Origin of the sequence: Orientia chuto str. Dubai (genome assembly GCF_000964595.1) — a bacterium.
Lineage (GTDB): Bacteria > Pseudomonadota > Alphaproteobacteria > Rickettsiales > Rickettsiaceae > Orientia > Orientia mediorientalis.
The window spans coordinates 40,257-52,019 of the sequence record NZ_LANP01000005.1 but is presented as its reverse complement, the minus strand read 5'-3'; the positions used below and the strand labels follow the sequence as shown (position 1 = coordinate 52,019).

The 11,763-nt window shown below is 28.6% G+C and carries 6 protein-coding genes, 2 tRNA genes and 1 pseudogene; all 9 read right to left on the bottom strand.

From position 1 onward, the window contains the following. Positions 1-527: 527 nt before the first annotated feature. The 9 genes and pseudogenes from OCHUTO_RS01315 to atpA all read right to left on the bottom strand — a co-directional run bounded on the left by OCHUTO_RS01315 (position 528) and on the right by atpA (position 11,747). A complete protein-coding gene (locus OCHUTO_RS01315; protein WP_045797066.1) occupies positions 528-917 on the bottom strand; it encodes a hypothetical protein in 390 nt (129 codons plus the stop codon). Between the two features lie 971 nt (positions 918-1,888). Continuing rightward, positions 1,889-2,023, bottom strand: a complete 135-nt coding sequence (locus tag OCHUTO_RS06755) for a hypothetical protein (protein WP_269745471.1) — start codon at positions 2,021-2,023, stop codon at positions 1,889-1,891. A 279-nt stretch (positions 2,024-2,302) separates the two neighbouring features. Further along, positions 2,303-3,546: pseudogene (gene mgtE / locus OCHUTO_RS01310) on the bottom strand (magnesium transporter). Positions 3,547-3,698: 152 nt separating this feature from the next. Beyond that, a tRNA-Leu gene (locus tag OCHUTO_RS01305) sits at positions 3,699-3,789 on the bottom strand. A gap of 70 nt (positions 3,790-3,859) precedes the next feature. Further along, the gene (holA, locus tag OCHUTO_RS01300; protein ID WP_045797065.1) at positions 3,860-4,864 is read right to left on the bottom strand and encodes a DNA polymerase III subunit delta; all 1,005 of its coding nucleotides are present in this window, start codon (positions 4,862-4,864) and stop codon (positions 3,860-3,862) included. A gap of 18 nt (positions 4,865-4,882) precedes the next feature. Beyond that, positions 4,883-7,396, bottom strand: a complete 2,514-nt coding sequence (gene leuS, locus OCHUTO_RS01295; RefSeq protein WP_045797064.1) for a leucine--tRNA ligase — start codon at positions 7,394-7,396, stop codon at positions 4,883-4,885. A 327-nt stretch (positions 7,397-7,723) separates the two neighbouring features. Further along, positions 7,724-7,800, bottom strand: a tRNA-Arg gene (locus OCHUTO_RS01290). A gap of 1,518 nt (positions 7,801-9,318) precedes the next feature. Then, positions 9,319-10,209, bottom strand: a complete 891-nt coding sequence (locus OCHUTO_RS01285) for a F0F1 ATP synthase subunit gamma (protein WP_045797063.1) — start codon at positions 10,207-10,209, stop codon at positions 9,319-9,321. Then, the gene (gene atpA, locus OCHUTO_RS01280) at positions 10,206-11,747 is read right to left on the bottom strand and encodes a F0F1 ATP synthase subunit alpha (protein WP_045797062.1); all 1,542 of its coding nucleotides are present in this window, start codon (positions 11,745-11,747) and stop codon (positions 10,206-10,208) included. Before atpA ends, OCHUTO_RS01285 begins: the two co-directional genes overlap by 4 nt. Between the last annotated feature and the right edge of the window lie 16 nt (positions 11,748-11,763).

Here is an 11,763-nt window from a genome sequence, read left to right as displayed (position 1 = left end):
AAACAAGTCCTCTTTCAGTTTCATCTCTATAAACTATTGTTATTTTTTCATTTGGAGTGTCTATTTTACTTAGTAATCTATTTGTAAACTTTAATACTATTGAAGACATAATTACTATATAATTTATGTATATTATTAATAAATATTACACTGTAGTTAAATAACTGATCAAATAATTATGCTTGTTTTATAGCAATTTTTTTATATTAATTCATTCATAATACATCTGAATTGAAAAACGCTTGATTTACCCTTAGGTTGTATGCGTTTCTTGATCATTAGTTCAACTTCTGAATTAAAAATTAGGCTAAATTCCTAAATTTTATTCTCCTTATATTCGACCTTTTGCATTAATTTTTTTATAATATTGACAAATTTTGCAAATTTAATTACAGTTAAGGTTGAATATTAATTACAAAAATTAATAAAAGTTAACACAAGTTAATAGCAGGTTCTATAAAGTGCGAAAGTTAACAAAAATTAACTTTTCTTCTTTTTAGATTGAATATGACTTTCAACCTTTTTCACTAGGGTATGACACATGGAATATTACGCCATTTAAGATTATTTTTAATTGTTGTCCTATTTTCAACCTCAATAAAACCAGCGTCTCTTAATTCTACTAGGCATTGTCTAACCCTGCGTTGACCAACATTTAACTTATCCTCAAAAAGCTTATAACTCTCCTGTAATTCCTCTATATCGTTGTTATAATAGCGCTGCAGTCTAAATACTATGAATGATAGGAGTTGTTTAGAGGTTTTACTTAAAGCTTTTTTATTATCTCCAATCAGATCCTTCCACTCTGCTGGTATAAAATTTCCAATAAAATGGTAAAAAATTGTGTCATTATTGGCACTGTTATTTTTAGTAAAATTACAATCATTGGTTAAAATATCGCGTACTATATGTTGCACTTTTTGCCTCCAAAAATACAGCTATAGCAGGTAGTTTTAGAAAATAATTTTTTATAAATTATTCTAAAATTTTGATTCAAAAGGTCGAATATAGGGAGCATAATTATTCTTATGCAAAACCTATTTTTATCTTCATACTGATTTTATCTGCCTTACAAGACCAGTTTTACCTATAGACAATATTACACTCTTAAAACAAGTCCTCTTTCATTTTCATCTCTATAAACTGTGTTTTCACTCGGAGTCTCTATTTTACTTAGTAATCTATTTGTAAACTTTAATACTATTGAAGACATAATTACTATATAATTTATGTATATTATTAATAAATATTACACTGTGGTTAAATAACTGATCAAATAATTATGCTTGTTTTATAGCAATTTTTTTATATTAATTCATTCATAATACATCTGAATTGAAAAACGCTTGATTTACCCTTAGGTTGTATGCGTTTCTTGATCATTAGTTCAACTTCTGAATTAAAAATTAGTGCTAAATTTCCTAAATTTTATTCTCCTTATATTCGACCTTTTGCATTAATTTTTTTATAATATTGACAAATTTTGCAAATTTAATTACAGTTAAGGTTGAATATTAATTACAAAAATTAATAAAAGTTAACACAAGTTAATAGCAGGTTCTATAAAGTGCGAAAGTTAACAAAAATTAACTTTTCTTCTTCTTTAGATTGAATATGACTTTCAACCTTTTTCACTAGGGTATGACACATGGAGTATTACGCCACTTAAGATTATTTTTAATTATTGTTCTATTATGAAGTTCAATAAAACCTGCATCTTGTAATTCTACTAAGCATTGTCTAACCCTTCTGTGCCGAAGTCCTAATAACCTTAATAAAAGTAATAACTCTCCTGTAATTCCTCTATATCTTTATTGTAATAGATCTATAGCCTGTATACTATCAATGATAAGGAGTTGTTTAGATGTTTTACTTAAGGTTTTTTCCATTATCTCCTGTTAACTTTCTCTATTCTGAGGGAATAAAATTTCCAATAAAACGGAAAAAAAAATTGTACCATTATTGCTACTGTTATTTTTAGCAATATTACAATCATTATAATATCGTATACTGTATGTTGCATTTTGCGCCTCCAAAAATACAGCTATAGCAGTGATTTTAGAATATTTTTATAAATTATTCTAAAATTTTTTTTATTCAAAAGGTCGAATATAGGGGGCATAATCATTCTTATGCAAAATTTTTCATCTTCATACTGATTCTATCTGCCTTACAAGACTAATTTTACCTATAGACAATGATATTTAGTAAAACACATACTAACTGTAGTAAAGATAGTTAGAATTTAATTGTAAATATATAATTTAGTTTTTTTGAAAAGAAATACAAATTAAAAGTTTTCTTATACTAAAAATAAGTATGCTATATATAAAAGTGTGATATAACCTATAAAATCAGTTAATGCTGTTAAAAATACTGTAGATCCTGCTGCTGGATCTAATTTTAGACTATGTAGGGTTATAGGGATGATAAAACCTAATGTACCAGCAATAATAGTATTAATTACTACTGTTGCACTAAAAGCAATACTAAAATTAAGATTTTGTGCATAATCATCATACATAAAAAACTTGTTAATGCTAACAGGAATCCATTAAAACTGCAAATTAATATTTCTCTTATAAAAACCTTAAAAAAGTTAGAATAGTTAATATATTTGTTTGTTAATGCTCTAACAGTAATAGTCATAACTTGAGTCCCAGTATTCCCTCCCATAGAGGCAATAACAGGCATTGTAGAAGCAAGTAATATGTATTTACTGATAGTTTCTTCAAAGTGAGTAATAGTTTGTGCAACTGATAAAGCAGTAATAAAATTAAAAAATAACCATGGTAGACGATGTTTTGCGGCGCTAAATACATTAGCAAAAAGACTATATTTTTGCACCCCAGCAAGATGCATAATATCTTCTTCAGCCTGTTCTTCAAGAATATATAGCATGTTATTTATGGAAATAGTCCCAACTAGTTTCCCTATTTTGCTAACAACAGGTACAATTGTTAGTTCATAATGCTTAAATATGTATGATACTTCATTTAAGTCAGTAAGAGTATCTACTTTTATATTGGTATTCATAACCTGATTAATTAAGCAATCAGAAGCACATTTTAATAATTTAAATAACGGTAAGTTACCAACGGGACGTTGTTTTGTATCTACGACAATGGCAGCATAAAAATTTTTACTAGTATTATCAGATGCAACATAGTTAATCGATTGAGCAACAGTCCAATGCTCTGGCAAGCTGACATATTGCTTTTCCATTACTCTGCCAGCTGTATTTTCTGGATAAGTTAACCCTTCTATAACATGCTTTTTCTTATCGGTGCTAAGATGAATTATAATATTTTGTATTATGTCATCATCAAGATCTTCAATAAATCCTATAATATCTTGAGTTTCAAGTTCCTTTAGTAAACTAGCAGTTTTTTGAAATCCTAATATTTTTACAATAGAGATTCTACTATCATAGCTTAGTCCTTCCAATGCCTGTTTTTTAAGATCATCAGGTGCTAAATCAAGGATTTTTTTATGAAGCTTAACAGGGGCTTGGTCAAAAAGTTCAACAAAATCTGCATAATGCATATCTTGCAGCTTAAGCTTAACTTCAGCAAGATCATTGTGCATGATTAAATTGTAAATCTTATTGTAATCCCTAGAGCTTTGAGAAAGCGCTATATTGTTACAACTATCTTGACTTACCATAAAAATCTTTACTTACTTTGTAAGATAAGGAATGGTGCGGCTGAGAAGACTCGAACTTCCACTCCTGATTGACTAGGAACAGCACCCTCAATGCTGTGCGTCTACCGGTTCCGCCACAACCGCTTGAATCATTAGATATCAAATTATTAACTAACAATCAACTATTATATATGTTTTTTTGTAGCAAATCATATTAATTTATTAAATTTAAATGCAACTTATGACTGATTTGCAGAAAAATTGTTGCACTGTTATTAGTATAATGATTGGTTGTTTTAACTGATAATTCTGCCATATATAATATATTTAATGTATGTAATACTTCATGTAATGTTTTAGTTTGTGCTATTAGTTGAAAATCTTGAGCATATTTAAAAAATATAGGTGGATGAATTGATTTAATAGCTTGATCAATTTTAACTCCATTTTCTTTTTTCATTAGAACAACATAGAGGTTAATATAGTATCTAACTAGTGCTCTTAATATCCAAACATCTGGTATGTTATTATTCTTTAGCTTTTCCACTTCTTTAAAGAAACTTATTGCTAATCCCTTAGCAAAATATATAAACATAAGATCAGCTGTTCCAAGGATTTCTGTACTAATGCATTTATTTACATCTTGGTTACTAATAGTATCACAATCATGACAATATAGTATGAGCTTATTAATTTCATTAATATAAAAATCCTTATTACCATAAATAGTTTTAGAAAAATTGGCTGCCGCTTCTGCAGTAATATCTTTGCCTGCTTGGTTAATAGTTTTTAATAGTAACTGATGCATATCTTTGCTACTTTCTGTATAGCATCCTAATGCAGCAAGATATTTTTGGGTTTCAAACCATTGTCTAATTGTAGAAGAAGTTGAAAATTCACTGCCTAAGATTATTAAAAAGTTTTTATTGTTAAATGCTAAAGCTTCTTTCAGTGCTATATTAATATTACTAGGAGCATTATATATTTTTACTATTTCATGTTTAGAAAACAAATTGCTAGAGTTCAATATAAAAGAAAAATCAGCTACTGTAAGCTCTTGATAATCATATGTTCTGATATTAGCATCAAGCAACTTAGTAATTTCTTGGCAGCGATGGTTAATTAATCCCTGATCATTACCATAAATTATTGCAGCTCTAATATTTCCTTTCTTAATAGCAGGCCATAATGTAGCAATATTATAAGATGTAAATTTCACTGTTTATCATCTAGCATGTTATATAATTATATTAATCAACTTATTAGGAATAAAAATACATTTTTTTATTTGTTGATTAGCAAGATATTTTTTTACTTGCTCTAATTTTAAAGCTGCAGATTGAACCTCTTGTTCTGAAGTATCAATCATACAGTTATATAATGCCCTAAACTTACCATTAATCTGTATTGCAATATTAACATGCTCTTCATGAATATATTCTTCATTGTATTTAGGCCATGATGCTTGAATAAGCATTTCTCCTTCAAAGAATATGCTCCATATTTCCTCTGATAAATGAGGAATAAATGGGTTAAATAGTTTTATTAAAATTAAAAAACTTTCTCTTACCTGAATTGTTAACTCTGATATCTTTGACACGAGATTATATAATTCTCTTAATCTAGCTATAGCTTTATTTAGTCTACAATTTGCAATATCTTGAGTAACATTTTTAATCGTTTGATGAGTTTTGCTTCTTAAAATTTCATCATTTTTACTATTCTTTAAGCTTGTACCTTTAAGTATTAATGCAAAATTGTATAATTTTTGAAGAAATCTATAACAGCCTTCAATCCCTTCAGTTGACCATTCTAGATCCTTTTCTGGAGGAGTGTCTGATAAAACAAACATACGAACTACATCAGCGCCATATAATTTGAGTATTGATTCTAAATCAACAATATTTTTTTTAGATTTGCTCATCTTTTCTAACTTGCCTACTATAACTGGCTGAGAATTTGATTTGCACACTAATTTTCCTTTCTCATTAATCTCAATTTCATCTGGATATAACCAATTATTATTTTGATTTTTATAAGTTCTATGTAATACCATACCTTGCGTTATCAGAGATGTAAAAGGTTCTTGAACATCTATATAGTTAAAATCATACATTACCATAGTTATGAATCTAGCATAGAGTAAATGCATTATTGCATGCTCAATACCACCAATATATTGATCTACAGGTAGCCAGTATTTTGCAGCCTCAAAATCAACCATTACATTGCTTGTAGGATTACAAAATCTAGCAAAGTACCAAGATGATTCAAAGAAAGTATCAAATGTATCTGTTTCTCGAACAGCATTTGAAGAACATTGAGGACATTTAACATATTTCCAAGTTGGGTGATTATCTAATGGATTGCCTTTTCCAGTAAATTCAACATCTTGTTCTGGTAATGTTACTGGTAAATCTTCATCAGGTACTGATACTATTCCACAATTTTGACAGTGTATAATTGGAATTGGACACCCCCAAAATCTTTGCCGTGAAATTCCCCAATCTTTTAATTTATAATTTATAACAGATTGACCTATACCTTTTTGTTGGAGCTCATTAATGATACTCTGCCGAGCTTGAATAGTAGTTAACCCGTTTAAATGAAATGAGTTAATCATTATTCCTTCTCCTACATATGGCGTTTGAAATACATCAATATTTTGCTCAGTTGAAGTGATTACTTGTTTAATATTTAACTTCAATAATTTTGCAACAATATGATCTCGTTCATCATGAGCAGGACAGCCAAATAGTGCACCAGTACCGTAATCTGTTAATACAAAATTGCTAATAATAACTGGCAATTCTATACTGTGATTAAGTGGATGAATTACTTTAAGATTAGTTATCACTGCAATTTTATCCATTTTATCAAAATTAATATTAGAAGTTCCAGTATTATAGCATTTATCTAAAAATTCTTGAATTTCTGGTGTAATATTTACATATTGTTGTATTAAATGATGGTTATAGCTTAAAGCAATAAAAGAAGCTCCAAATAAAGTTTCTGGCTTAGTTGAAAAAACTTTGATTGAACTCCATATTCCCTTAAGCTGAAAATCTATGTTAACCCCTGTAGATTTACCAATCCACTTTTTTTGCATTGTCTTTACACTTTCTGGCCAACTTATTAACTTATCAAGTCCATTCAGTAGAGCATCAGCATAATTAGTGATTTTAATAAACCATTGTTTTAAATTACGATATTCAATTACTGCTCCAGATCGCCATCCTCTGCCGTTAACTACCTGCTCATTAGCAAGCACTGTTTGATCAACTGGATCCCAATTAACTAATGATTCTTTCTGATAAACAAGTCCTTTTTTCATCATTTCAAGAAAAAATTTCTGTTCATAAACATAATATTCAGGAGAGCAGGTGATTACTTCGCGATTCCAATCATAAAATAATCCAATTGCTTTGAGCTGGCTTTTCATAGTTTCAATATTTTTATTGACCCAATGATTGGGGTGAGTATTATTTTGCATAGCAGCATTTTCAGCTGGCAATCCAAATGCATCCCAACCCATAGGATGTAATATATTATAACCTTGAGAATGCTTAAATCTTGCAATAACATCACCTATTGTATAGTTGCGTAAATGTCCTACATGAATCTTCCCAGAAGGATAAGGAAACATTTCTAATATATAATATTTAGGCCTGTCCAAATTATTACTTGTATTAAATACTTTCTCCTTCGCCCAAATATTTTGCCATTTTTTTTCAATTGTTAAAAAGTCCATAAAATTTTCTTTCTATAAGAAGCTATATTTTGAATATACAATACCGAGGTATTACATTTGCTAATTATCTTAAGAATAATACCATAATAATATATTTTAAATAAACAAAGACTTTATAAATTATTTTACTCATATCTTCAATATTCTTTAGAGAATTTTTAAATTAAGATTTACTAGCCTAATATTTGGCAGCCTCACTCCAATTGGAGTAATAGAATATAATTATATGTACAATTGATTTTTTTAGTAACAAGATGATTAACTACAGAACAATCATAGCTTAATGCTAACTATGAACTATATTTAATAATTTATATTGACTGGACTTGGCGCGTCCTAGAGGACTCAAACCTCTGACCTACAGATTAGAAGTCTATTGCTCTATTCAACTGAGCTAAGGACGCATTAATTATTTTATAAAATAATCTTAAGCCTTAATAATACATTAAAATTATGTATACGCAATAGCTAAAATAGCTACTGTTCAATCATATAAACCTGAGTTTGTTTGGATTAGATATGATTGCTGCTAATCTTAGATATTATAACAATCCCGTAATAATGCCATATATTAATTCCTAATTGGTTTAGCAATAGATGTTGATATTGGCAGAGCAAAGATAACTGATAACAGAATTAGGAAAAGTTAGCATATATTTATTTCTGCAGCTACAAAATTGTATGCCTAAATAATGCATAATTACGTATTCTTTCTAACTCACGGTATATATAATATTTGCTATACTTATTATACAGCTCTTTAATTCATCTAATTAGCTATTTTCTCCTTCTTTTATACGCTTCTTATTTTTTTCCATATATTTTTTGTTTACGTCTTATTTCCCTCAGATTAATATTAATATCTGTAATTTATTGCTATCTTTCTCGCTTCTCTAACAGATAAATCTGGATATGGTCCTATCTTTTTGCTATATAGCAAAATTATATCTGTAATATTGATCAATATTACAAATATAGTTATAGTTAAAATCATTAAATATTAATTATAAAAGTTAACATAAGTTAATAGTAAGTTCTATAAAGCATTAAAGTTGATTTTTATTAACTTTTACGCTTTATATATTTTTTGAAGCTTTATCATTAAACAATTTTTATATTGTGCCTTCTCTAAATATTATACCTAACTATTCTAATTCAAAGCTTAGGTTATTAAATCACATTAGTTCAATAAAAAATATGGAAAATAAAAGAGTTACAGGCATAAGTTAATGCTCAATGCAGCATCTTAATATGATATATGGAATAGGTTAAACTATATAGAAAGAGTAATAATAAGCATTACAGCTATGATTAAAAATAGAAAACGCTATGCAAACCTTGATAGATAGTATCAACAATAGTAATCTATAACTATTATTTATCCGATAACTTGTTGAGACCTATTTAAACAACAAGATTCTATCAAGTGTTATGAGCTATTAATCCATTGATATGATTCTTCTATAAAATTACCTACAAAACAATATAGAGCTGTTATATAATTTTATGAGATTCTTTCTTTACCTAATTTAAAGTGTCTTCTACTTACTCAACTCAAGTAACCAAGTTGTTAGTATTTACTCTATTTCACAGCTATATCTAATCACATAAGTTCTTTCATAGCTATGATTATATAATCAAATAATTAGTAAAAAAATACAATTCTTGATTCCTTATATTTGCAATTGCTTCTTGGCTAATATTAGCTATCCATCTCTTCAAGTTCTTTATAACTTAAATCTGCATCTCATATATATAAATAACATTATTATTTCAAGTGAGAAGTAAAAATCTTTGAAATACTTCAAGTGCCTTGCTAATATAGTAAATAGCATATCATATAACTTAGATAATAAATACAGAACCAAATTTACAAATTTATAATATACAATAAATCTCAGAGCTATACTGTTTTTCTAATACTAAGTTATAGCTTCAGCGCTTGATATTACTTCTATTAATTCTTTAGTTACTGCAGCTTGTCTTGACCTATTAAGTTGTATAGTCAACTTTGCAATGACATCATTTGCATTAATAGTTGCCGCCTCCATAGCAGCTATGCGAGCTATTTCTTCGCTAGCTTTATGTAAAGTAACAATGTGAAATAGTTTTGCTATTAGATACCAATCTATTGCTTGGCTAATAAGATGCTGTCCTTCTAATTCATAATAATGTTTTGTGTTGCTTGAAGGTAAATCTGTTATTGGAAATAGTATTAATTTATCTAACTTTTGCTTTGCTATATTAATAAATTTATTGTAATACACTTTGCATATACTAACACTATTATTTTCAATAACAAACTTCTGTATTTCTTGTTGAAGATTTACTATAGTAGAGATTTTAATATGGTGCAAATCATTGTAACTAATAATTTTATTTGTAAAATCTGGCCTTAAGTTATCATAAGCCTTTTTACCTAATATAACTAATCTAAAGTCATGCCCTTGAAGCTGTATGTTGTTAATATCACGCCTTAATTCTTTTAATATAGTACTGTTAAAACCACCGCATAATCCTTGTTCAGATGATAGTACTATTAACAAAATTATTGCTGCTTTATTATTAATTTGAGAATCTTGTTTAGCAATTCCAAGTAAAAACTGTTCTTTAATTCCTAGATTGCTATAATTACTACTATTTAATCCGCCAACTAAGATTTCTATGGCTACTTGCAGATAATTTTCAGCTTCAAGTATAATGCTTTCAAACTTTCTAAATCTTGAACTAGCAATTAATTGCATTGCTTTAGTAATTTTTTGAGTAGAGCTAACAGCCTTAATTCTGTCTCGTAATTGTTTAAGAACTGTCATATAAGTTTATGTTCATTATTTTTAATAAATCTTTGCAAAAGCTGGTGTAGGTTACTGCTAATAATCTCAGTAATCTTTTTTGTACCAGCAATGTCATTAATAATATCTTGATGGTGAATCCTAAAATATTCAAGCATACTATATTCAAATTCCTTTACTTTGCTTACTGTAATCTTATCTAAATAACCATTTATTCCAGCAAACAATATAATAATTTGTTCTTCAATTGGAAGTGGGCAACATTGAGGCTGCTTTAGCAATTCGCTTAACCTCCTGCCTCTATCTATTAATTGTATACTGCTAGCATCAAGATCTGCTCCAAACTGAGAAAAAGCTTCCATTTCATTATATTGAGCAAGTTCTAGCTTAACAGTACCAGCTATATTTTTCATTGCTTCAATTTGAGCAGCAGCTCCAACTCTACTAACAGAGATACCAATATTTAATGCTGGCCTTATACCTTTATAAAATAATTCACTTTCTAGAAAAATTTGTCCATCAGTAATAGAAATAATATTAGTAGGAATATAGGCTGATACATCGCTATCTTGAGTTTCAACAATAGGCAATGCGGTTAATGATCCTCCACCATTAGCTTTATTTAATTTTGCAGCTCTTTCTAATAATCTAGAGTGAAGATAAAACACATCGCCTGGATAAGCTTCTCGAGCTGGAGGCCTTCTTAATAATAATGATATTTGTCTATAAGCTATAGCATGCTTGCTTAAATCATCATAGATAACTAGAGCATGCATACCATTATTTCTAAAAAACTCCCCCATAGTGCAACCAGTATAAGGGGCTAAATATTGTAATGAGGCTGAGTCTGATGCACTAGATACTACAACTATAGTATAAGCCATTGCACCTGCTTCTTGTAATTTTTTAACCAAATGAGCAACTGTCGAACGCTTTTGTCCAATTGCTACATAAATACAATAAATTTTTTCGTTTTCTTGATTTAGAAGATGAAATCTTCTTTGATTTAAAATGACATCAATAGCGATTGCTGTTTTTCCTGTTTGTCTATCACCAATAATTAGTTCTCTTTGTCCTTTACCAATAGGTATTAAAGCATCAATAGCCTTAATACCAGTGTACATAGGCTCATTAACACTATCTCGACACATGACACTTGGAGCATTAACTTCAATATCTGAATATGTAGGATTAATAAATTCTCCCTTGCCATCTATAGGATCACCTAAAGCATTAACCACCCTTCCTAGCAACTCTTTTCCTGTAGGTATTCTAAGTGCTGACTTAGTACGCTTTACTTGACTTCCTTGCTTAATCTGGTTGTCATTACCAATAACTACTACTTCTATTAAATTCTCCTTTAAACTAAAAACTATACCTCTAGTACCTACAGAAAATTGTAAAACTTCACCCAAATAAGCATTACTAAGACCATAAACTTTAGCAATACCATCACTAATAGATATTACATATCCTACTTCAGATAATTCTGATAATTCATCAAAATCTTCTAGTTGTTTCTTTAACGCTTCATAAACCTCTGAGGCTTTTAGTTGCATTTAATACCTATCTTTT